Genomic DNA, 24193 nt, shown 5'->3' on the forward strand with positions numbered 1-24193 from the left:
CGCCATGAAACGTATCGTCATCGTGGGCGCCACATCGGGCATCGGACTCGAAGTCGCCCGGCTCTGCATCCGCGCAGGATGGCGGGTCGGAGCCGCCGGACGCCGCAAGGAGGCCCTCGAAGCCCTCCGCTCCGAAGCCCCCGGCCAGGTCGAGACCGAGACCATCGACATCACCCGCGACGACGCTCCCGAACGCCTTGCCCGGCTCGTCGAACGGCTGGGCGGCATGGAGATCTATTTCCACGCCTCGGGCATCGGCAGCCGCAACACCGCGCTGCGTCCCGACATCGAACTGAACACCCTGCGCACCAACGGCGAAGGGTTCGTCAGGATGGTCACGGCCGCTTTCGGCCACTTCCGCAGCCACGGCGGCGGACGGATCGCCGTCATCAGCTCGATCGCCGGCACGAAAGGTCTCGGATCGGCCCCGGCCTATTCGGCGACCAAGCGGATGCAGAACACCTACATCGACGCGCTGGCGCAGCTTTCCCACATGGAAAACTGCGGCATCCGCTTTACGGACATCCGCCCGGGATTCGTCGCAACGCCGCTGCTCTCCGGCGACGGCCGCTACCCGATGCTGATGCGCACGGAAAAGGTCGCGGCACGCATCATGCACGTACTGCGGCATCCCCGCCGCCGTGTGGTCATCGACCGCCGCTACGCCCTCATGGTCTTCTTCTGGAAGCTGATTCCGGAGTGGCTCTGGGAGCGGCTGAACATACGCAAGGACGACTGACCAGACAAGGCCCCGCAGAAAGATTTCCGCGGGGTTTTTCTTCGCAGGGGCGAAAAAATCACTACATTTGTTCCGCATGGCACGACAGCGACATACCCCCAAAGGGCGGCTTCTGATAACGGGAACGGTTCTGCTGATCCTGCTCGTGGCGGGCATCCTGACCGCCGGACGCACGATCAACGGCGTGGCCGTGCAGATGAGCGGCCGTATCGTCAGGCATATCAGCGAATACCATTACAGACTGTTACAGGTCGAGTTCGAGCGTTCGGAGGGGGTGCTGGACGCCTCGGTGCAATTCATGCGCGAGCGCACCGCGCCGACGGACGCCGAACTGCACGTGCTCGCGGCGACGCTGATGCGGATGGACCCCAAAGCCGGGTGCGTCTGGTTCGCTGAAGCCGGGGGCCGCACGATCCGCAGCTACCCGCGCGGAAAAACGCCCCGCACCACGGAGGCAGCCGGAGATTTCCGGCAGCGGCTCATCGCCGCAACGGACGGCGACTCGGTGCGCAGCCATGTGACCGGTTCGGGACGGATTCAGGTCTGGAGCATGGCCTGCCCGGTGACGGACCGCACGGGCCGCAGGCATATATGCGGCATTGATTTTCCGCTGCCCGAAATCTATACCTGCATGACGCAGAGTCCGGCCAGCAGCGGATACGCCACGCTGTTCGATCCCGAAGGGGTGATCGTCTACCATCCCGACAGCCTCAAACTGGGCCGTCCGGCGAGCGACTCGACGGGACTGGCGGCATTCCGGAAGGTCGCGGCCACCGGACAGAGCGTCACCGTTCACGCGATCTCGGACTATCTCAACATCGACGAGGAGCGCATCTACTACCCCATTCAGCTGGGCGGACGCCGCTGGGTGGCGGGCATCGGCATCCCGCGGCTGGTCATCGAGCAGGAGATCGACGATTTTCACTTCTACACGGTTTTCGCCGCCGTGATCTCGGTGCTGTTCTTCGCCGTGCTGCTCGTCCTGGCACAACGCCGCTGGCGCCGCGAATACGATCTGCGCCGCCATTCGGAACGGGAGTCGGCACAGCTCCACCTGCAACAGCTGCTGGAGCAGATCGACCCCCACTTCCTGTTCAACTCGCTCAATTCGCTCTACGCGCTGATCCGCTGCAACCCCGATCAGGCCCGGGAGTTCACGCTAACCCTCTCGCGCGTCTACCGCCGGGTGCTGGAACGCCGCAAGCAGATACTCTCGACGCTCGCCGAGGAGATCGACTTCACGTGGCAGTACTACACGCTTCAGAAAATCCGCTTCGACGACCGCATCGAACTCACCTCGGCCATCGACCCCGCGCTGCGCAACTGGCGGATTCCCTCGATGAGCCTCCAGACGCTGGTCGAGAATGCCGTGAAGCACAACAGCATCACGGGCGGCAACCCGCTGCACATCCGCATCCGCACCGAGGGCGAAAGCTTCCTGATCGAGAACAACTACACGCCGCGCAGCGACGGCGACAAGGAGTCGCTCGGCATGGGACTGGAACGAATCCGCTCGGTATATCGGTTCTACACCGAAGAGAACATCTCGATTTCGGTCGGCGCCGGAACCTTCCGGTGCCGTCTGCCGCTGCTGCCGCCCGAAAAGTAATCCGCCTGATTGAGGCATTCACTCCCCCGATCCGGGCATTCGCCCCCGATCGTTTTTCCGGTAAAAATTTAAATTTTATTATTGCATCCTGCGGATTTTACCGATTCGCGCGATAACTGCAATAATAAACGATGAACAAGAGACGATTGATCGGGAGCATGCTTGCGCTGGCGACGCTCCTCCTGCTGACGGCCCCGACGGCCGAAGCGAAGGGCAAGCCGGGCCGCAAGTCGAAGAAAACCGAAACCGCGGCCGAGAAGGCCGACACGACCAAAAAAGAGAAGAAAGGGTACGAAGAACTGCTGAAAGGCGCCGTGACCGACAAGGGCATGTTCGACGTGCACCGCAAGGGAACCGACTTCCTGTTCGAGATTCCCGACTCGCTGATGGGCCGCGACATACTGATCGTCAACAAGATTTCGGGCGTTCCCTACGCCCTGAACGACGCGGGCGTCAACAAAGGCATGGGCTACGGCGAGAAGATCGTGCGTTTCCGCAAGGACACCCTTTATAAAAAGGTATGGGTCATGACCTACGACCCGCGCATCACCTCGCCCGAAGGCGACCGCATCACCCGCTCCGTAAGGGACAACTACCGCGAAACGGCGATCGAGCAATTCCCGATCGATGCCTACGGCAAGGATTCGGCATCGGTGGTCATCAAGGTCAACAAGGTCTTCGACGGCAGCGAAAAGAGTTTCAACAACGTTTTCGGCTCCATCGGACTGCCCGGTTCGCCCAAGAAGGACCTTTCGAAGATCGAATCCGTCAAGTCGTTCCCCGAAAACATCATCGTCAAATCGCTCCTCTCGACCTCGCACACCGAGGAGGGCACGACGATCCCCCTGACCGTGGAGATCACCTCGAACCTGGTGCTGCTCGCCAGGGAGCCGATGCGACCGCGGTTCTCCGACGACCGCGTGGGCTATTTCGAGATCGGGCACCTCTACTTCAACGACGAACAGCAGAAGGCCGAGGAACGCGCGTTCATCAACCGCTGGCGGCTGGAGCCGAAACCCGAGGACGTGGAGCGTTACAAGAAAGGCGAACTGGTCGAACCGCAGAAGCCGATCGAGTTGTGGATCGACCCGGCGACCCCGCCCGTATGGATTCCCTACATCAAGAAAGGCATCGTCGAGTGGCAGGAGGCCTTCGAGGCCGCAGGCTTCAAGAACGCCATCGTAGCACGGGAGGTCACCCCCGACGACCGGGAGTTCGACATCGACGACGTGCGCTACTCGGTGGTGACCTACGCCGCCTCGGAGATGGCCAACGCCATGGGCCCTTCGGTGATCGACCCCCGGAGCGGCGAGATCATCGAGGCCGACATCATCTGGTGGCACAACGTGATGAGCATTCTCCACGCCTGGATCCGCCTCCAGACCGGCGCCGTGGACCCCGCAGCGCGCGGCAACACGCTGCCGACGGAGGTGATGGGCAATGCCGTGCGCTTCGTCTCGTCGCACGAGCTGGGGCACAGCCTCGGACTGAAGCACAATTTCGGGGCTTCGTACTCCGTGCCGGTGGATTCGCTCCGCTCGAAGAGCTACACCGCAACGAACGGGACGGCCAGTTCGATCATGGACTACGCCCGCTTCAACTACGTAGCCCAGCCCGAGGACGGCATCACGCAACTGACGCCCAAGATCGGAACCTACGACAAACACGCCATCAACTGGGGCTACCGCTGGCTCGACGTGAAGGACCCGCACGAGGAGCTGCCGACGCTCAACGCCTGGCTGCGCGAGCACGAGAACGATCCCGAATACTGGTACGGCGAACAGTCGCGCGAAGGCATCGACCCCCGGTCACAGTCGGAAGACTTGAGCAACGACGCCGTGCTGGCCAGCACATACGGTCTGAAAAACCTCCGGCGCATCATTCCCCACGTGACGGACTGGACCTCGGAGGAGGGCAAACTGCAATACGAAGGCGGCCGGCTGCTGATGGCCATCGTCTTCCAGTGGCTGGCCTATGCCGACCATGTGAAGACCAATGTCGGCGGTTTCTACCTCAACAACGTCGTGGCGGGACACGACATCGACCGTTACGTGCCGGTTCCGGCCGACTACCAGCGCAAGAGCGTCAAATACCTCATCGACGAGGTGTTCACCACCCCCGAATGGCTGTTCGGCGCCAAGGCGTGGGACAAGGCCTATGCACAGCGATCGTCGCCCGTGGGACAGATGGAATACGCCCCCTACAACTTCGCGCGCGAACTCCAGTACAAGACCTACTACGAACTGCTGGCCGACCAGCGGCTGGTCCGCATGTACGAGGTCGAGGCGCGGCAGGGGCGCGGGGCGAAGACCTACACGCCCGAGCAGATGATGGACGACATCACGCGCGCCGTCTTCATCCGCCCCGGAGGCCGCTCGCTCTCGATCTGGGAACGGATGAGCCAGAAGAACTACGTCGACGCGCTGATCGTCTCGTCGAACCTGACGATGGTGAAGACCACCAAGCTGGGATCGACGCTCCGCGACCACGCGCACGACGGGCGCGGATGCGCCTGCTCGCTGATGCAGGACGCTCCCGAGCTGAACCTCGAACCGCTGCCGAGACCCGAGGAGATCGGCTTGCGCACGGCGCGCAACTACGACATGATGCAGCGCGTGAGCGAAACCACGTCGGCCAAACGGGCTGAAATGCGAAGGCTGCTGACCGTCGTGCAGGGCCGCTTCCAAAGCGGCGACCAGGCGACCCGAAACCATTACCGCGATCTCGAATTGAGGCTGAAAGAAGCCTTGCGAATGTTATAAACCAAAACGCTGCAAAAGCCGTCTTCCACCCCGGGAAGACGGCTTTGCGGCAACTGAAAGGGCTGTTAAAGAGGTTACGATCTCGAAGCAATATCGGAAAAACAGATTCGATTTAACAGAAAAACAACTCAAACACATCTATATTTGTAATATGAAAAAATTCCTTACGCTATTCGTTCTGGTCTGTCCCCTGCTGGCGCTGGCGCAGCAGACCCGGCAGATCACGGGCCAGGTGCTCGACCGCGCCGACGGAGCGCCGCTCGTGGGAGCAACCGTCTTCATCGCACCCGAGGAGACCCAGGCCAAAGACTACAATCCGCAGGGAACAATCGCCTACGAGCAGGGACGCTTCGCCTTCAAACTGCCCGCAAGCGTCCGGAAAGTCGTGGTCAGCTACCTCGGCTACGAAGCCCGGACCCTCGATATTTCGGGCAAGAGCGATTTCACGATCTACCTCTCGGCGTCGGACAACAAGGTGGACGCCGTGGTGGTGACCGGATACCAGCGCATCGAGAAACGCAAACTGACCTCGTCGATCTCTTCTGTCAAGATGTCGGACATCGCGCGGGACGGCGTGGCGAGCGTCGACGAAATGCTCTCCGGCTCGATCGCCGGTCTCGTGTCGATCCCCACCTCGGGCGGACCGGGCGCGGCCAGCAAGATCAAGATCCGAAGCACCGTGACGCTGAACGGCAACACCGACCCGCTGTGGGTGCTCGACGGCATGCCGCTCGAAGGCAACGACATTCCGAAGGACTGGTCGTCGAAGGAGAGCGTCGACAACCTCTACAACATGTCGATCGCGGGACTCAACCCGTGGGACATCGAGGACATCACCGTACTGAAAGACGCCGCTGCGACGGCCATTTACGGCGCCCGCGCGGCGAACGGCGTCATCATCATCACCACCAAGAAAGGCCTCCGCAACCAGGCGATGCGCGTCAACGTCTCGGCATCGCTGTTCGTGACCGACCGTCCCGACCTCTCGCGCCTCAACCTGATGAACGCCTCGCAGAAGGTCTATCTGGAGCTGGGGCTGGCGGCGAACGCCCGGCTCAACTACCTGCCGGGCATGGGCGGCGTAGCCCGCATTCTGGACAAGGCCGGGGAGCGCCCGGCGCTCGTCAACGGCGGAAGCCTCGCATCGCTCTCCCCCGAGACGCAGAGCGCGATCGGCGCCCTGCGCCGCAACGGCACCGACTGGGGCCGCGAAATCTACCGGACTGCGCTCAACCAGCAGTACAGCGTCAGCATTTCGGGCGGCAGCGGCAAGACCGGCTACTACTTCTCGGGCGGCTACTACAACGAGCAGGGAACGACCGTCGGAACGGGATTCGAGCGTCTGAACCTCACGATGAAGACCGACTACGACCTGCTGCAGAACCTGCGCTTCGGAGCCTCGGTGTTCGTGGGACAGAACAAGAACGACTCCTACCTCTCCGACACGGACGTGTTCACCAACCCGTCGCGCTACACCCGCACGGTGAACCCCTACCTCAACGCCTACAATCCCGACGGCAGCTACGCGTACGACCCCGACATGACGGTCAATACGGGCAACACCGACGTGCTCGACTTCAACTTCCTGGAGGAACGCGCCCGCACGGAGTACACGCTCAAGACCCGTTCGATCAAGACGATTTTCGACCTGGATTACCGTCCGGTGAAGGGATTGAAACTCTACACGCAGTTCGGCCTGCAGGTCGACAACTCCGCGACCGAGAAAATGGCGCAGGAAAACACCTACTTCACCCGCAAGTATCAGCTCAAATCAATGGTGGATCAGGTAGTGCGCCTGCCGAAAGGCGGCGTAATCCAGAACTGGAACGGCGACCTCTCGCAGTACAACTGGAAAGCGCAGGCCGAATATGCGGGCACGTTCGGCGGAAAGCATGAACTGGACCTGATGGCCGGTCTGGAGATGCGCGGCGTAACCAACACGACCGTACACACCAAGGGATTCGGATACGACCACAAAACGATGACGACCAAACCGATCAACGTACCCGAAGACAGCGACCTGCTGGACGACGAGAGTTTCAGGCAGTATACGAAAAGCTTCTACGAAAACCGCTACATGTCGTACTTCTTCACAGGGTCGTACACCTACGACAACCGCTACACCGTTTTCGGTTCGATGCGCTACGACGGCACGAACCTCTTCGGCGTGGACCCCAAATACAAGTTCAACCCGATGTGGTCCATCTCGGGCGCATGGAGCATCAACCGCGAACGGTTCCTGCGCGACGCCCGGTGGCTCGACAACCTGCGCCTGCGGGTATCCTACGGCGCCCAGGGCAATATCGACCGCACCACCTCGCCCTACATTCTCGGTACGTGGAACAGCACCTCGCTCGGCGGAGCGAGCGAAGACCGCATCGACGTAACGTCGCCGCCCAACCAGAACCTGCGCTGGGAGACGACCTATTCGTGGAACACGGCCCTCGATTTCGCTGCTTTCGAACACCGTATCGGCTTCACGTTCGAACTCTACGGACGCCGAAGCAAGGACCTGATCACCACGCGCACGATCCCTTCGGAGACGGGATTCATCTCGACATCGAGCAACTACGGCGAAATCTCAAGCAAAGGTATCGAATTCACGCTCAACACGGTGAACGTCCGCACGCGAGACTTCCGCTGGGAGACCTCGATCAACATCGCCCACAACACCGACAAGGTCGAAAAGGTGCGTATCGACGACAACAGCTGGAGCCCCTCGCTGCAAGGCTATTCGTCGGGCGCCGTGTTCGCCATCAAAACCGCCGGGCTGGACGCAAACGGCATTCCGATGTTCTGGCGCGACGGAAAGAAGATCTCGCTCCAGGAGTTCGTCGGTTTCCGCGTGGAAGCCAGCGACCCCTGGGGACTGGGAATTCCGGAATATTTCGAATACGGTCCGGCGATGAATGTATCGCAGAAGGACGTGCGCAGCTACCTGACCTACGTCGGTTCCCGCAACCCGGATGTGACGGGAGGTTTCAACAACCGGTTCTACTACAAGAATTTCGACCTGGCGATCTCGTGCAACTTCGTTTTCGGACAGCTCATGACGCGCTCGCCCTTCTACAACCCCGCGCAGACCAACCCCGGGCAAAACTACACCACCGAAATGAACAAGGTGTGGTCGCCGTCCAACACCTCGGGAACCTATCCTTCGCTCACGGGCAACCTGCAGGCCGACGGTTCGGCCTGGGGCGACTGGGACGAGAATCCCGATCCGTACAGGGTCTATTACTGGATCATGGACAATTTCCCGACAAACGTCAACCTGTTCAACAGCCTCGACATCTGGAACAGGAAGATCAACTACTTCCGCGTGAACAGCATCCGGCTGGGATACTCCTTCCCGCAGCGAATCACACGCAAACTCCACATGGCCGGATTGCGCGTGCACTTCGAAGCCCGCAACCCGCTGGTGATCGCCACGAACTACGACGGCTATTTCGATCCCGAGACCTACGGCAACATCTATGCGCAGCCGATGGCGCGCACCTACTCGGTCGGACTGAACATTACCTTCTAATACGTTGAAAAAATGAGAAAAAACGCATATATCCTGCTTGCCGCACTGGGACTCGCCTCGTGCAACTACCTGGAAATCGAGCCTGTCGGAAAGGTGATTCCCCACAAGACCTCGGAATACCGGGCGCTGCTCACCGAGGGTTACAGCCGGTTTCCCTACACCAGTTCGAAGGCCTACACCGGACTGCTGTCCGATGAGGTCGGCATGTTCCACGAAGGCAACTTCTTCGACAGCAGCGACGCCATAGCCCTCTCCTACAACTACACCTGGCAGTACGAAACGCAGATGTGGGAGTATCCCTACCAATATTATTACCGCGCCGCCTTCCAGGCCAATGCCGTGATCGACGGCGTGGCGGACGCGGACGACGACTCCTCGGAAGACAAGCGGCAGATTCTCGGCGAAGCCTATGCCATGCGCGCTTACGCACACTTCGATCTGGTGAACCTCTACGGGAAGCCCTACGATCCGCAGACCGCTTCGACCGACCGGGGCGTACCCCTGTCCACCTACATCGACATCGAGCAGAAATACCGCCCGACGAACGTCGCCGCAGTCTACCGGCAGATCGTCGAAGACATCGAGGCCGCCGAAAGGACGATGACCCTGGAGAAACAGGAGAGTCCGACGCTCAACTACCGGTTCTCGCTCGATGCGCTCGCCGCCTTCAAGGCACGCGTCATGCTCTACATGCGCAACTGGCAGGCGGCTTACGATGCAGCGACGGGCCTGCTGCCCAAATACGAACTGGTGGATTTCAATGCCTCTCCCGAAAGCGGCGACCTGCCGTGGAAAGCGACCTCTCCGGAAGCCATATTGGCCTGGGAACGCCCGTTCGGCGGCGGAAACGGCGATCTGCGCGGCGCCAGCATCCTGTCGGACAAGATCCTCGGGCTGCTGGACGAAGCGACGGACAACCGCCGCAACTACCTCAACCCGGTGAATGCCTACGACGAAAACTGGACGCCGACGCTGCTGGGATACTGCGTGAACCGCTCGTCGTCGGACCGCGTGTCGATCCGCATCGCCGAGATGTACCTCATCGCCGCCGAAGCCGGCTCATACCTGCCTGCGGAACTGGAAAAGGCCAAGGGATACCTGCTCGACCTGAAGGCCAAGCGGCTGAAACCCGAGGCGATGGAGACCCAGCGCACGAAGGTCGGAGCGATGGATGCGGAGCAGCTGCGCACAGAGATCGCCGACGAGCGCGCCCGCGAACTGATCGGAGAAGGACACCGCTGGATGGACCTCCGCCGGACGACCCGGCCGGCCATCGTCAAAACCTACAAGGACCGGACCTACACGCTCAATGCGAATGACGCGCGTTACACGCTGCCCTTCCCGCAGTCGGCCATCGACAGCAACCCCGAGCTGAACGACTGAACCGAGGGAACGGTCCGGAGACCTTCGGGGTCCCGATGAAAAAACAGTCCGGTTTTTGCACCGGACTGTTTTTTTTATAATTTTACACGCCATGAGAGCCATTATCATAGAGGACGAGCCGCTGTCGGTCGCGGAGCTGCGCACGACGCTCGCAGAGGTCGCGCCGCAGATCGAGGTCGTCGCCACGGCATCGTCGGTCGCGGAGGCCGCCGCTGTCATCGCCGGCGTCGGTCACGACCTGATTTTCATGGACATCCACCTCGGAGACGGCAGCGGGTTCGACATCTTCCAGCGCACGGAGATCTCCGTGCCGGTCATCTTCATCACGGCCTACGACTCCTATGCCCTGAAAGCCTTCGAAAACAAGGGCATCGACTACCTGCTGAAACCCTTCGGACGCGAGGATTTGCAGCGGGCGATCGACAAGCTGGGGCTTCTATCGGGGGGGGGAAGCGCGTCTGCGGAGCACGGAGCCCCGACGCAGACGCCACCGGTTTACCAGGAACGGTTCCTGGTACACATGGGCGCCCGGATGAAATCGGTCACCACGGCCGAGATCGCCTATTTCATGGCCGACGGCAAGTACCTCCACCTCGTGACCCACGACGGAAAAGACTACATCGTCGACCGCACGCTGACCGAAGTGGGCGAAAAACTGCCGCCGAACCTCTTTTTTCGGATCAACCGCCGTTTCATCGTCGCCTTCGACGCCATCCGGGAGATGATACGCTACTCGGGCAGCCGAATCAAGGTGGTGCTCCACCCGCCCCTCGCCGAAGGAGAGGAGGCGTTCGTCAGCACCGACCGCGTGCCCGATTTCAGGCAGTGGCTGAACCGGTAGCACTCCAAACCATCAGCCATAAAACCCTCCGAGAACGGATTTTTCGGATTATCCCTGCAATTTTTGATTTTAAGCGAGTGAGTTTCGCGCATCGTGAAAAACGGAGCGGATGGGTAGTACTTGAAGTACATTCCATTCGCCCCGTTCGAGGGATGTGCGGAAACAGCCGCTTATAAATCGAAAATCAAAAAGGCAGGTCGTCCGGATCGTCGGCCGGGACCGAAGGAGCCGCCGGCTGGGGCTGCGGAGCCGCTGCCGGACGGGGTGTCTGCTGCTGATAACCGCCCTGCTGGCCATAGGAAGCCCCCTGCGGCTGTGCGCCGTAGGAGGGAGCCGGAGCGCCGTCCGAAGCGGGATTGTCCGAGCGACGCCCCAAGAGGTTCATCGTGTCGGCCAGAATTTCGGTCGTATAGCGTTTGTTGTTGTCCTTGTCCATCCATTCGCGGGTGCGCAGGCGCCCCTCGATGTAGATTTGCGAGCCTTTGCGGACAAAACGGTCCACCACGTCGGCAAGACCGCGCCACAAGGTGATCGTATGCCACTCGGTGTGTTCCTTCGTCTCGTTCGACGCCCGGTCGAACAGACGCTCCGTCGTCGCCAGACGGACGCGGGCGACCTTCACGCCGCCCTCGGTCGTACGCACCTCGGGATCGAGGCCCACGTTGCCGATCAATATAACCTTATTTACCATAAGTTTACAGGTTTTTAATCATTCGACGGAAAAGAAGCTCCATGCGCACGCCGGCCTTTTTGCCCTGACGCTGCACGTCCTCGTGATCGCCCACCTCGTCCGAAAGGCCGCAGTTGGTGATAACCGACACGCCGAAGACGGGAATCGACATGTGACGCGCCACGATCACCTCGGGAACGGTCGACATGCCCGCGGCGTCGCCGCCGATGGCCTTGAAATAGCGGTATTCGGCCTGCGTCTCGAACGTGGGACCCGTGCCGCCGACATAGACGCCGTACTGGAGCTTGATCGACTCCTCTTCGGCGATCTTCGTGGCAGCGGCGATCAGCGACTTGTCGTAGCAGTTGTGCATGTCGGGGAAACGCGGCCCGAGCTGGGCCATGTTGGGACCGATCAGCGGATTGGGCATCAGGTTGATGTGGTCGGTGATGACCATCAGGTCGCCCACGCGGAACGACGGGTTGATGCCGCCCGAAGCGTTCGACACAAAGAGGTATTTGATGCCGATCTGCTGCATCACGCGCACCGGGAAGGTCACCTGCTGCATCGTGTAGCCCTCGTAGTAGTGGAAGCGGCCCTGCATGGCGACGACCCGGCGGCCTTCGATCTCTCCGAAGATCATGCGGCCCTTGTGGCCCTCGACCGTCGAAACGGGGAATCCGGGAACGTCCTTGTATTCGATGATGAACCGGGCGTCGATCTTATCGGCGAAATCGCCCAGTCCGGTTCCGAGTATGATCCCCACTTCGGGCGCGAAATCCTCGGTCCGGGTTCTGACGAAAGCGGCGGTTTTCTTAATTTCCTCTAACATCTTCTTCTAATTTTTGCAGAAAATCCGTTGCCGAATCCTCTATGAATGAAATATTTATCGGTAAATAGTACAGGTTGCTGCGGACCCGGGCGGGGATTTTCGCCCGGTTGGTCATCTTGACGGCATCCTTCTCGGTGGTAACAATTACCGCGCCCGGATGCTTCTCCAGAAGCGCCGCGAGGGCGTTCATGTCGCGGACTTTGTAGACATGGTGGTCGTCGAGCGTCATCTCGGCCACGACCTCGTAACGTTCGCGGAGCGTCTGCACGAAGGGCTTCGGGTTGCCGATGCCCGAAAGGGCGATCACCGGCCGCCCCTGCGCCAGCGGCTCGCCGGACGCCTCCTCGGCATAGAGAGGCTGGGGCATGAAACTCTCGAAACGCGTGAAATAGACCCGCTGGTAGGCCACCTGGATCAACACCTTGCGCAGAATGCGGCGGTCGATCGGGGCCATCCGCTCGGGGCATTTCGTGACTACGAAATAGTGGGCGCGGTGCAACTCCTCCGGAAGGTCCCGCAGCGTCCCCACGGGCAGCATCCTGTCGTGCTGGACGGGCCGCGTGGCGTCGATCATCACGATATTGATTTTCGGCTCCACGTAGCGGTGCTGGAAGCCGTCGTCCATAACGATCAGATCGACCTCGGGATGCTCGGCGCAGATGCGGCGGATACCTTCGGAACGCTTCTCGCAGACGGCGACCACCGTATCGGGAAACTTGAGTTTGATTTGCAGCGGCTCGTCGCCCGCGTCGCGGTAGTGCGAATCGGCCCGAACTTCAAGATACCCCTTCGTGCGGCGTCCGTAGCCGCGCGAAAGCAGCGCCACATTGTGCATCTGGGACATGTAGGCAATCACCATTTCGGCCATCGGAGTCTTGCCCGTGCCGCCAACGGTGATGTTGCCGATGCAGATGATCGGAATGTCGAACTTCTCGCTTTTGAGGATGCCCCAGTCGAAGAGGCGGTGACGGAACGTCACCCCCGCTTTATAGAGGAAGGCCGCAGGCGCGAGCAGGCATTTGAGCATCTTTCTATCGGTTTGAACAGATAACTTTCAAAGGTAACGATTTTTCCCGGGACCACCAAACCAAAAGTCGCAAATCTGGTTCCAGAGCGGAAAATAGCGACTGATTTTGCGGAAACGGAGGCCCGGGCACCGCCCCCTGTCGCGGGGATTTCCAGATGCTGTTGGGTCGCAAAAAGTACTGATCGCAGTCTGCGACTGGTGTTGTTTGCCGCTTTTTGGTCGGCTGTTAACCGCGGTCTTCGCCCGCGGGGTACTTTGTACTTTTTGGTGTCAAAAGTAGCGAGAAAGCCGTGACGATGTCGCGGGTGTTTTGTACCTTTTTTCCGCAAAAAGTCCTGATCGCAGTCTGCGACTGGTGTTCTTTGCCGCTTTTTGGTCGGCAAAAAGCGGCGCAAAAACCGCCCCGCCGACAAAAAAGGCTAAAAGACGCGGCCTAACGCTGGCTCCGGGCGACTATTCGCGGGTTTGTAAACAAACCGTCCCCTCCGCTCGCGCTTTTAGTCCGCATCTTTTTGAACGCCTTTTTTGCCAAGCGGGAGTCGTTCGCCGCGGAACGCGGCGAGAAAAGTCCGCATTCTCGCTTGCAGCGGAACAAGAACAACCGACAGCCCGCGTGCCCGGAGCGGGAGGCTGCATAGTCTTGTTCTTGCTGCGCCCGCTCAACGTGGGCCGGAGGTTGTTCCCGCGAAAGCGACATGCGGATGATTTTGGCGCTACCTTTTGACACCAAAAGGTAGCTATACCCCGCGGCAACCGCCGCGGTTCTGTCTCCCGGACGGTCAAAAAGCACCGACAGTCCCTGCGGTCCGCACCGCACGACGACAAGCGATCCGCAAAAAAAATTTGGCATTGAGCCCGTCTTGCACTATCTTTGGCAGCGCCTTATACAGGCGGCGGCTCGGCAAATTGCAAACAAGTTTGCATTTGCGCCCGTCTTGCACTATCTTTGTCTTCATCTTATGAACGGTCTGAAAATAACGATATGCGCCCTGCTGCTCGCAGCGGCAGGCGCCTGCAACCGGACCCAGGGTCCGGCGGTGGAAGTGGAGGACGCAGAGGAGCCTCACAACATGCTCTACGGCATCAATGCCGACGATTACCGCACCGAGACCGGGGAGGTCGGAAGCGGCGAAACGCTGGGGAAAATACTCAACGGATTCGGCGTGTCGGCCCTCGCGGTCGACCGGCTGGACAAAGCCTCGAAGGAGGTGTTCCCGCTGCGCAACATCCGCGCCGGGCACAAGTACACGGCCTTTATCCACGAGGATTCGCTCTACGCACCCCATCTCGACTACCTCGCCTATGAAATATCGGTCACCGACTACGTGGTCTTCGGATTCCACGACGACTCGGTCTCCGTGCGCAAGGACGCCAAGGCCTACACGCTGCGCCGCACGAAGAAAAGCGCCGTGATCAACTCCTCGCTCTGGGGCGCGATCATGGAGCAGCAGCTGCCCTACGCTCTGGCCGCCGAACTGGAGGACATCTACCAGTGGACGGTGGATTTCTTCGGCATCCAGAAGGGCGACGACTTCACGGTGATCTACGACGAGCGGTTCATCGACGACACGGTGTCGGTGGGCATCGGGCGCATCTGGGGCGCGAAGTTCTCGCAGGGCGGCAAGGAGTATTACGCCATCCCGTTCCGCCAGGGCGGCAAAATCCAGTACTGGGAGGCGGACGGCGCGAGCCTGCGCAAGCAGATGCTCAAGGCCCCGCTGAAATACTCGCGCATCAGTTCGAAATTCTCCTACGCCCGCAAACACCCGATCTACAAGGTCTACCGCCCGCACACGGGCGTCGACTACGCCGCGCCGAAAGGTACGCCCGTACACGCCGTGGCCGACGGCACGGTGACCTTCAAAGGCTGGGGCGGCGGAGGCGGCAACACGCTCAAGATCAAGCACGCCGGCAACCTGATGACGGGTTATCTCCACTTGAGCGGCTATGCCAAGGGCATCGTCAAAGGTTCGCGCGTGTCGCAGGGTCAGCTGATCGGCTACGTCGGTTCGACGGGCGCATCGACCGGCCCGCACCTCGATTACCGCGTCTGGAAGAACGGCACGCCGATCGACCCGCTGAAGATTCCGTCGGAACCCGCCGAGCCGATCGCCAGGGAGAACCGCGCGCTGTTCGAATTCGTCCGCGACCGCATCACGGCTGAACTCAACGGCGAAGTCAGCCCCGAGGAGCAGATCACGCAGCTCGATTCGCTCGTCCTGCCCGCAACCGTACAAACACCCGACAAACAATAAAACGACAGGCCTATGGAACGCACGGGAGTCATCATCGTAGCAGGGGGCAGCGGAAGCCGCGCAGGCGGCGCACGGCCCAAGCAGTTCCGGTTTCTGGGCGGCATGCCCGTACTGGCGCGCACGATCAACACGTTCGCCGCGGCGCTGCCCGGCGCCGAGATCGTGGCGGTACTTCCCGAACAGCACATCGGGTTCTGGAAAAACCTCTCGGCGCGTTTCGATGTCGCCGAACACAAAATCGCCGCGGGAGGCGCGGAGCGGTTCCACTCGGTGAGGAACGGATTGGCCGCGCTGACGTCCGACCCCGGGCTGATCGCCGTGCAGGACGGCGTGCGCCCGCTGGGGAGCGTCGCGATGATCCGCCGTGTGGCCGAAGCCGCCGCAAAACACGGGGCTGCGATTCCGGTCGTGGAGCCGGTGGATTCGTTCCGCGAAACGGACGGAGAGGCGGACGCCGCAGGGCGCGCTGCGTCGCACATCGTCGACCGCCGGCTTCTGCGCATCGTGCAGACCCCGCAAATCTTCCGCGCAGAGGTCCTGCGCCGCGCCTACGAGAGCGAATACCGCGCGGAGTTCACCGACGACGCTTCGGTGGTCGAGGCCGTCGGACAGGCGGTCTGCCTGGCGGAGGGCGAGCGCGAAAACCTCAAACTCACAACCCCCGGGGATTTCGTCATCGCCGAAGCGCTGATCGCCGCACGCGAAGAGGCCGAAAACGAAGAAGGGACTACCGATGCAGAGCACGTATAAATACCGCTTCGATCACAGCACGATCTACTGGACGCTGATTTACATCATCGTCTTCGTCCTGCTGGGCGGCCTGCTGTACCACCTGTACGAAGGGGGTTACCTCTCGGCGTGGTTCACCTCGTTCATCGTGGCGCTGGTGGCCCTGATGTCGCTGTCGATTCCCCGCAAGATCGTCGTGTCGGACGAGACGGTCGAAGTGCGCTGTCTGCTGGACATCACCGAAATACGCCGCGACGAAATCGCCTCGGTGCGCCGGGTGGACCCCAAACGCATGAAATGGTTTCTGCCGATCTTCGGCGGATGCGGGTTCTTCGGCTACTACGGACACTTCATCGACCTGCGGAGGCTGGACCGCGTGCGGCTCTACGCCTCGGAGTGGCGGAATTTCGTCGAGATCACGGACATCTACGAAGACCGGCTCTACGTCTCGTGCGCCGATGCCGACCGGCTGGTGGCCGAACTCACTCCGCCGGGCGGAAACCGCCCCGACGAAGATGCCGAGGAGGAGGCGTAAGCGGCAGCCAATTTGCATACCCATTATTCACCTTATAAAACGAGTAAAAGATGAAAAAGTATCGTTGTGTAGTCTGCGAGTGGATCTACGATCCCGCAGTCGGCGATCCCGACGGAGGCATCGCCCCCGGAACGCCGTTCGAGGAGATTCCCGACGACTGGGCATGCCCGGTTTGCGGCGTCGACAAGAGCAATTTCGAAGAGGTCGAGGAATAGGCCCCGCTTCGGAGAAACGGAAGATGCGCCCCGGAAGGGAGCGCATCTTTTCGTTAACAAACCCGCAATTTCCCGCCCCCTGCCTTTCGCACGGACGCCGGCAGGCCGGTTCATAACCGATCCACCAGGGGACGGCAAGGCCGGAAAAAGACGGGAGCAGCGACATTGCGGCGTTCGGAGCCGCGCAACAAGTCCGGGGAGAGGGCCTTCCGAACGATGAATGCGCGGTTCTTCATTATCGGATGGAATTCAGCAGGTCCGTTTTCCCGTCGTTTACGAGTTTGAGGATCAGCTCCCCGAAGAGGGTGTTCTGCCAGGCGAACCACGCGCGGGTGAAATCCGCGGCATCGTGGCGCGAAAAACTTTCGTGCATGAATCCCGTTCCGGCGTCGGTGGTGATCAGCTGGCAGATGCAGTCGCGAATCTCTTCGTCGTCGGTCGCCGTGAAGGCCCGCATCATAATGCTCATGGGCCAGATCATTTCGACGCCGATATGGGGTCCTCCGATGCCCTCTCCGGCAGCTCCGCGCCAGAAATAGGGATTTTCCGTGCTCCACACGAACCGGCGCGTGTTCTCGTAAATCGGGTCCGTGCGCTCCACGTCGCCCAGATAGGGCATGGCCAAGAGCGACGGCACATTGGCGTCGTCCATAAGCTGCGTGCTGCCGAAACCATCGACCTCGAAGGCGTAGATTTTTCCGAACTCCGGATGCTCCACGACAGCGTATTGCTGCAATGCCCCGGCCACCTCGTCGGCCAGCGCCGTGCACTCCGCGGCAAGCTCCCGCTCGCCGTTCACCGCCGTCAGGATTTCGGCAGCCTTGCGCAGCGACGTGACGGCCATGAAGTTCGACGGCACGAGGAATCCGAAGGTCGTGGCGTCGTCCGAGGGGCGGAACGCCGAGACGATCAGCCCCACGGGTTTCACGGGGTTGCCGCGCCCCACATGGCAGCGGGTATCCAGCTGGCGGTCGGTCGTGCGCAGGAAGATGTAATCGCCCGGCCCCTCCTTCATCTGCTGTTCTTTCAAAGTCTTTACAATATTGCGCATCGCAGAGATCCACTCCCCGTCGAAGACCGACGTGTCGCCCGTGGTTTTCCAGTAATGGTGCGCAAGGCGCAGAGGATAGCAATGGGAATCGATCTCCCATTTGCGCTCGAAGACCATCGGGTCGGCCTGCGGAAAATCCGTCTTGTTGTGCGCCCCCGTCGGCGCAACGTTGAAGGCGTTGGCATAGGGGTCGATGTTGATCAGCTTCAGCTGGCGGCGGATCACCCCCGCGATCATCTTCTGCAACGCCGGGTCCTCCTTACACAGCTGCACGTAGGGCCACACCTGCGCCCCCGAGTCGCGGAGCCACATGGCCGGAATGTCGCCCGTGTAGACGTAGGTATCGGGATTGCCCGCCTCGTCCTCGCCGTAGTGTACGGTGGTGTCGAGCGTGTTGGGGAAGCAGTTGGCGAACATCCACCGCAGGCGTTCGTTGGTCAGAAGACCGCACACGCGGGCGATCTCCCCTTCCACTGCTTCCGACTTAAAAAGCCGCTGCTCCTCCGCGGGCCGCTGGTCGGCGTACGCCTCCGGTTCGTCCGGACAGTACCACACCTTCTCTTCGGCCCCCATTTCGAAGCGCAGCTCCCCGCCCTTCATCAGGTCGGCATGACCGATCCAAGGCTTTGTGTAGGGTTGGCCATTGAGCCACACCCGCTGGATATATTTGTTCGCAGCGGAGTTGTTCTCGGCCGTGATCGTGAACACACCGCTCGGGACCTTCACTTCGGCCCGGTCGAAGAGCGGTGATCCGAACCAGTAGCGTCCGCCCGCAGGCTCGGCCTCGTACATTCCCAGCGACGAGAGGACGTACCATGCCGACATCTGCCCCACGTCCTCGTTGCCCGATAATCCGTCCGGCCGGTCGTGGTAGAGCGTCGTGAGCACCTCGCGGACCTTGTCGGCCGTCTTCCACGGCTGCCCCAGCATCGTATAGAGGTACAAAATATGGTGGCTCGGTTCGTTGCCGTGGGCGTATTGCCCGATCAGCCCCGAGATGTCGGGCGAGGTCTCGCCGCCTTCGATGACCGAACTTACCGTAAAGAGCGAATCCAGCTTTTCAATCATCTTCGCACGCGAGCCGAACAGCCCTTCGAGGCCCTTGACATCGTGCGGAGCCAGCCAGGTGTACTGCCAGGCGTTGCCCTCGCAGTAGTCGTCGGCGCGGTGCGTCGAGGCGAACGCATTGAAGGGCGTCCTCCAGCCCTTCCGCGAATCCCGGCCCCGCATGAAGCGCGTCGCAGGGTCGAAATAGTTGCGGTAGCTATGGCTGCGCTCCTCGAAATACTTCGCATCCTCCGCCTTGCCCAGCGTCTCGGCGGCACGCGCCGCCGCGCCGTCGGCCAAAGCGTACTCCATGTCATAGGCTACGGCCTCGTTGAACATCTCGCACGGGATGTAGCCGTACTCCATGCGCAGGCCGTTGCCCCGGTCGGGATTCATGGCCGTCTTACGGATCGCCTCGAAGGCCTTTTCGCGGTCGAAGCCCCCGATGCCCTTCACGATGGCGTCCGCCACCGCTACGATGCCCGGGTTGCCCACCATGCAGTCGGTCTCGTTGCCCCACAGATGCCACACCGGAAGGCGGCCCTGCTCGTCGGCGATATGCAGCATCGTCTGCACGATGTCGGCCATCTTCTCGGGATGCAGCACCGTCATCAGCGGCATCGCCGCCCGGTAGGTGTCCCACAGCGAGAAGGTCGTATAGTTCGTGAAATCGGCGTTGCGGTGGATCGCATGGTCCGAACCGTAGTAGTCGCCGTTCACGTCGCAGAAGAGCGACGGGGCGATCATCGTATGGTAAAGGGCCGTATAGAAAATCCTGCGGGCCGTCTCGTCCGCGGTCGTGATCTTCACCTTCGACAATTCATCGTTCCACGCCTTGTCGGCAGCGGCCGCCGTAGCGTCGAAATCCCATCCGGGGAGTTCCGCCGCAAGGTTTGCCTTCGCGCCTTCGATACTTACGGGCGAAAGGGCCACTTTCACGAGCACCTGTTCGCCCTCCGCCGTGTCGAAGTCCACACGTGCATAACGGGCCGCGATCCGGGGCATTTTGGAATCGTCTATCTCGCCCGGCTGCAGGTAGGAAATCCCCTTCGCGGGTTTTGAAAACTCGGCCACGAAGTAGACCTCCTGATTTTTGGCCCACCCCGTCGAGCAGCGCCATCCGGCGATGCGCGTGCTGTCGTCCGAGAAGCGGAAGCCCGTATCGGTGGCCTTGTCCCAGCAGCCGCCGTTCTCCAGATCGAAGACCACGGCTGCGGCGTCCGACGCCGGGAACGTGTAGCGGTGCAGACCCACGCGCTCCGTGGCCGTCAGCTCGGCCGTAATGCCGTAGCGCACAAGCGGAACCGAGTAATAACCGGGTTTCGTGATCTCCCGCGTACGGTCGGCGTAAGACCACAGGCCCGAGGCCGGGTCATTCTCCTCGCCGCGGGCATAGGTCACTTCACCCACGACGGGCATGACGGTAATGTCGAACAGGTCGCCGATGCCCGTGCCCGAAAGGTGCGTGTGCGAAAAGCCGATAACGGTCGAATCGCTCGCATGGTAGCCCGAGCACCAGTCCCACGTCTGCGGAATGCTCGTCGGACCCACCTGCACCAGGCCGAAGGGGACGTTGGCACCCACGAAGACGTGCCCGTGGCCGCCTGTGCCGATCTTCGGATCGACATGGCGCGTGTAATTCTCCTCCGCGGCAGGCTGCGTGCACGCGCCCAGCAGGGCCGCGGCGAATAAGAATCCGGTAAGTTTCATCTATTTTCCAGTTTGAAGTTCAAAAGTAAGTTTTCCGCCCTTGAGCAATTCATCGTGCAAGATACGATAATTTTTCAACGGTTTATCGCCAAGCGTCATCCGGTCGATATACCCTTCGCCGCGTTTTTCGATCACCAGCGTTCCCCGCTCCGTGTCGATCTCCACACGGTCGAACGTCGGGGACGTCAGCGTGTAGTACGGCTCGCCCGGGCAGTCGGGGTAGAGGCCCAGCATCGTGAAGACAGCCCACGCAGACATCGTCCCCGTGTCGTCGTTGCCCGGGATGCCGTCGGGGGCGGTGGTAAAGTATCGCTCCAACAGCCGCCGGGTTTCCCGCTGCGTGCGCCACTCCTCGCCCCGGAAGCGGCTGAAAAGATACGCATAGGCGATGTCGGGTTCGTTCGCAGGGTCGTACAATCCCTCGTCGAAGACCATTTGCAGTTTGTCGATGAATTTGCGTCGTCCGCCCATCAGCTTCGCAAGCCCCTCCACGTCGTGCGGAACGTAGAACGTATAGTTCCACGCACTCCCCTCGTGGAAGCCCGGAGCCGCCGTGAAGTTCTCGCCCGCCTTCGGGTCGAAGGGGCTTAAAAAAGTTCCGTCGGGATGGAGCGGACGCAAAGTCCCGCTTTCCGGGCTGTAATAGCGTTTGTAGCCCAACGAGCGGGCGCGGAACAGACGCGCGTCGTCCCCCTGTCCGAGCGAGTCGGCCAGCAGCGACAGCGCAGCGTCGGCCATGTAGTACTCCAGCGCGTGCGAGACGGAGGTGTCGCCCGCAAGGTCCTTGGCATAGAATCCCAGCGGGATATAGCCTTTTTCGATATAGGGGTCGATGTCGGGCCGCATGCGGTTCTGCGCACCGGGCGTCGTGGCCGACTTGCGCATCGCCTCGTAGGCCTTGGCGACATCGAAATCCCGAAGGCCCTTCATCCAGCTGTCGACGATCACCGGGATCGCAGGGTCTCCCTCCATCGTGAAGGTCTCGCGGCCGTAAAGCTCCCATTTCGGAAGCCAACCCCACTCCTCGTACATCCCCGTCATCGAGCGCAGCATCTCCCGCTGACGATCCGGGTAGACAAGCGTCAGCAGCTGGTGCAGGTTGCGGCAGGTGTCCCACAGCGAGAAGACCGTATAACGTTCGCCATCCGTCACGCCCGTCTCGCCCGAACGCTCCATCAGCGGGTATTCGCCGTTCACGTCGCTCACGAGGTTCGGGTGCAGCAGCGCATGGTACAACGCCGTGTAGAACACCCTCTGCTGCTGCTCGGCGCCGCCCTCGACCCGGATTCTGCCCAGAGCCTCGTTCCAGCCCTTGCGGGCCTGTTCCCGGATGGCGTCGAACGGTGCGTCCGCGGCCTGCTCGGCATCGAGGTTTTTGCGCGCGTTCTCCGTAGAGACATACGAGATGCCCATGCGCACCTCCACCTGCTCGCCCGCCGCAAGGCCGTCGAAGGAGAACCAGTAGCCCACGTCGTCGCCCGAAAGCTCGCGCCCGTACTCCGTATAGAGTTTATACCTCCCGTTGTCCGGCGTCCACTCGGCCTCCACGCCCGTCATCTTCCGTTGCTTCTTCCAATAGCCGCCGGCACTCGGAGTCTTCGAAACGCGCAGCACGAAGTACACCGGGAAAACCTTCTGCGCATTGTAGCAGAACGTCCCCAGCAGCTTCGTGCCCTCGATCTCCGTGGCGCTCACCCGGCGAACCATCGCACCGCTCTCGTTCGTAAGCCCCTCGCCCAGATTTAACAGAATATGCCCTGTGCCTTCCGGAAAGGTGTACCTCTCGGCCGAGGTACGCGCCGTGGCCGTGGCTTCGGCAAGGACGCCGTACTTGTCCAGAAAGACCGAGTAATAGCCCGGAGAGGCCTTTTCGTCCCTGTACGACGTGCCGTACTCCCGGTAATCCACCGTCAGAGGGCCCGTCGTGGCCATCGTCAGCAGCGCGCCCAGCTCGGGGCACCCCACGCCGCTCAAGGCGCCGTGCGCGAAGCCCGTGAAGAATTTGTTGTGGTATTCGTAGGGCGTGGACCACCAGCGGGCGTCCTTGTCGTAGACGTTCTCCTCCGACCCCATGACGTTGAACGGAACCACCGACATCATCCCGTGCGGCGTGACCGCCCCGGGGTTCGCGGTCCCGAAGTTCGTAGTCCCGATGAACGGGTCGACCCGGTCGGCAGGGGTCTGCGCAGAAGCCGCAGCACCGAAAACGGCTGCGGCGAGCGCCAGGGTAAGCAGCGTTCGTCGCAGTCGCATCAGAGGATCGAGTTTTGCTTCGTGAAGTCGATGATTTCGGGGATATAGCCGAACGCAAGGCCCGTAACCGTGTCGGCGCATCCGTAGTAGACGGCCACGCGCCCCGTCGCGGGGTCGTGCAGCGCAGCGCACGGGAACGTCACGTTCGGAACGTCGCCCATGCATTCGTACGTTTCGCGAGGGGAGATCAGGTAGGGACCGCTGCGGGCCGTGACCTTCCAAGGCTCCTCCAAATCCAGCAGCGCCGAACCGAACGCATAGACATAACCGTTGCACGAGCGCAGCACCCCGTGGTAGAGCAGCAGCCAGCCCTCGCTCGTCTCGATGGGCACGGGACCCGCACCGATCTTCATGCACTGCCATGCCGACACCTCGAAAGCCGCCGGAGACATCACATGCCGGTGGCGGCCCCAGAACTCCATGTCGGGACTCTCCGAATAGAAGATGTCGCCGAAAGCCGTATGCCCGTTGTCGCTCGGACGCGACAGCATGGCGAAACGGCCGTTGATCTTGCGGGGGAACAGCACGCCGTTGCGGTTGAAGGGGATGAAGGCGTTTTCCAGCTGGTGGAACGTCTCAAAATCGTCCGTCCATGCAATGCCGATCGTCGGCCCGTGGTAGCCGTTGCACCACGTAACGTAGTATTTGTCGCCGATCTTCGCAACGCGAGGGTCGTAGCCGTAGACCCACTGGCCGATCTCGGCGTCCGCACCCTCCAGCCGGAAGTCGGACTCCTCGATCTCCCACCGAAGGCCGTCGACCGAAAAGCCCACGTGGATGCGCATCCGGCGGTTCGTGTCGTCGCACCGGAAAACGCCCGCATAGTTATATTTTCCTTTTTTGAAGGGAACGACCGCCGAGTTGAAGATCGAATTCGACGTCGAAAGCGCATGACGCCCGATGATCGGGTTCTGCGTGTAACGCCACATCACCTCTTTGGAGCCGGCGGGACGATCCTCCCACGGCATATCGGGCTGATTCGAGCCCGCAATTTTCAGTGTATCCATAT

General features: G+C 61.3%; 16 protein-coding genes. 10 read left to right on the forward strand and 6 right to left on the reverse strand.

All coding sequences use genetic code 11. The features are described from left to right. Positions 1-4: 4 nt before the first annotated feature. From NQ492_RS02890 to NQ492_RS02915, 6 genes are all read left to right on the forward strand, one after another. Positions 5-739 carry an SDR family NAD(P)-dependent oxidoreductase gene (locus NQ492_RS02890; RefSeq protein WP_015547233.1) on the forward strand — a complete coding sequence of 245 codons (735 nt, stop codon included), beginning with the start codon at positions 5-7 and terminating at the stop codon, positions 737-739. A gap of 76 nt (positions 740-815) precedes the next feature. After that, the gene (locus tag NQ492_RS02895) at positions 816-2348 is read left to right on the forward strand and encodes a histidine kinase (RefSeq protein WP_044054792.1); all 1533 of its coding nucleotides are present in this window, start codon (positions 816-818) and stop codon (positions 2346-2348) included. 131 nt (positions 2349-2479) lie between these two features. Further along, complete coding sequence (locus NQ492_RS02900) at positions 2480-5110, forward strand: zinc-dependent metalloprotease (RefSeq protein ID WP_044054427.1); 2631 nt, start codon at positions 2480-2482, stop codon at positions 5108-5110. A 151-nt stretch (positions 5111-5261) separates the two neighbouring features. Next, on the forward strand, positions 5262-8636 hold the full coding sequence (locus NQ492_RS02905; protein WP_015547234.1) for a SusC/RagA family TonB-linked outer membrane protein: 3375 nt from the start codon (positions 5262-5264) through the stop codon (positions 8634-8636). Between the two features lie 12 nt (positions 8637-8648). Beyond that, positions 8649-10019 (forward strand): RagB/SusD family nutrient uptake outer membrane protein, encoded by a 1371-nt coding sequence (locus NQ492_RS02910; protein ID WP_118406729.1) that lies wholly within the window; start codon positions 8649-8651, stop codon positions 10017-10019. A gap of 91 nt (positions 10020-10110) precedes the next feature. Continuing rightward, positions 10111-10860 carry a LytR/AlgR family response regulator transcription factor gene (locus tag NQ492_RS02915; protein WP_015547236.1) on the forward strand — a complete coding sequence of 250 codons (750 nt, stop codon included), beginning with the start codon at positions 10111-10113 and terminating at the stop codon, positions 10858-10860. Positions 10861-11044: 184 nt separating this feature from the next. Here the strand turns inward: NQ492_RS02915 and NQ492_RS02920 are convergent, their stop codons facing one another. From NQ492_RS02920 to lpxK, 3 genes are read right to left on the reverse strand one after another with little or no spacing between them, the layout of a single operon-like run. Further along, on the reverse strand, positions 11045-11551 hold the full coding sequence (locus NQ492_RS02920; protein WP_022062656.1) for a single-stranded DNA-binding protein: 507 nt from the start codon (positions 11549-11551) through the stop codon (positions 11045-11047). Positions 11552-11555: 4 nt separating this feature from the next. Continuing rightward, positions 11556-12362, reverse strand: coding sequence for a purine-nucleoside phosphorylase (locus NQ492_RS02925; protein ID WP_015547237.1), 807 nt, complete (start codon positions 12360-12362; stop codon positions 11556-11558). Next, a complete protein-coding gene (gene lpxK / locus NQ492_RS02930; protein WP_015547238.1) occupies positions 12346-13389 on the reverse strand; it encodes a tetraacyldisaccharide 4'-kinase in 1044 nt (347 codons plus the stop codon). Before lpxK ends, NQ492_RS02925 begins: the two co-directional genes overlap by 17 nt. Before the next feature lie 959 nt (positions 13390-14348). Between lpxK and NQ492_RS02935 the strand changes: the two genes are divergently transcribed. Genes NQ492_RS02935 through rd form a run of 4 tightly spaced genes read left to right on the forward strand, consistent with a single transcriptional unit; the run spans position 14349 to position 17123 of the window. Then, a complete protein-coding gene (locus NQ492_RS02935) occupies positions 14349-15644 on the forward strand; it encodes a M23 family metallopeptidase (RefSeq protein ID WP_015547240.1) in 1296 nt (431 codons plus the stop codon). Between the two features lie 12 nt (positions 15645-15656). Continuing rightward, on the forward strand, positions 15657-16394 hold the full coding sequence (gene ispD / locus NQ492_RS02940) for a 2-C-methyl-D-erythritol 4-phosphate cytidylyltransferase (RefSeq protein WP_015547241.1): 738 nt from the start codon (positions 15657-15659) through the stop codon (positions 16392-16394). After that, entirely contained in the window at positions 16378-16908 is a 531-nt protein-coding gene (locus tag NQ492_RS02945; protein WP_015547242.1) for a PH domain-containing protein, read from the forward strand. Before ispD ends, NQ492_RS02945 begins: the two co-directional genes overlap by 17 nt. 50 nt (positions 16909-16958) lie before the next feature. Continuing rightward, on the forward strand, positions 16959-17123 hold the full coding sequence (gene rd / locus NQ492_RS02950) for a rubredoxin (RefSeq protein WP_015547243.1): 165 nt from the start codon (positions 16959-16961) through the stop codon (positions 17121-17123). 235 nt (positions 17124-17358) lie between these two features. Here the strand turns inward: rd and NQ492_RS02955 are convergent, their stop codons facing one another. The 3 genes from NQ492_RS02955 to NQ492_RS02965 are packed head-to-tail and all read right to left on the reverse strand — an operon-like array spanning position 17359 to position 24191. Continuing rightward, positions 17359-20931 carry a GH92 family glycosyl hydrolase gene (locus tag NQ492_RS02955; RefSeq protein WP_259873712.1) on the reverse strand — a complete coding sequence of 1191 codons (3573 nt, stop codon included), beginning with the start codon at positions 20929-20931 and terminating at the stop codon, positions 17359-17361. Then, positions 20932-23184 (reverse strand): GH92 family glycosyl hydrolase, encoded by a 2253-nt coding sequence (locus NQ492_RS02960; RefSeq protein WP_259873714.1) that lies wholly within the window; start codon positions 23182-23184, stop codon positions 20932-20934. Then, on the reverse strand, positions 23184-24191 hold the full coding sequence (locus NQ492_RS02965; RefSeq protein ID WP_259872914.1) for a glycoside hydrolase family 130 protein: 1008 nt from the start codon (positions 24189-24191) through the stop codon (positions 23184-23186). Before NQ492_RS02965 ends, NQ492_RS02960 begins: the two co-directional genes overlap by 1 nt. Positions 24192-24193: the final 2 nt, after the last annotated feature.

The sequence above is a fragment of the Alistipes shahii WAL 8301 genome (assembly GCF_025145845.1).
Classification (GTDB): Bacteria; Bacteroidota; Bacteroidia; order Bacteroidales; family Rikenellaceae; genus Alistipes; species Alistipes shahii.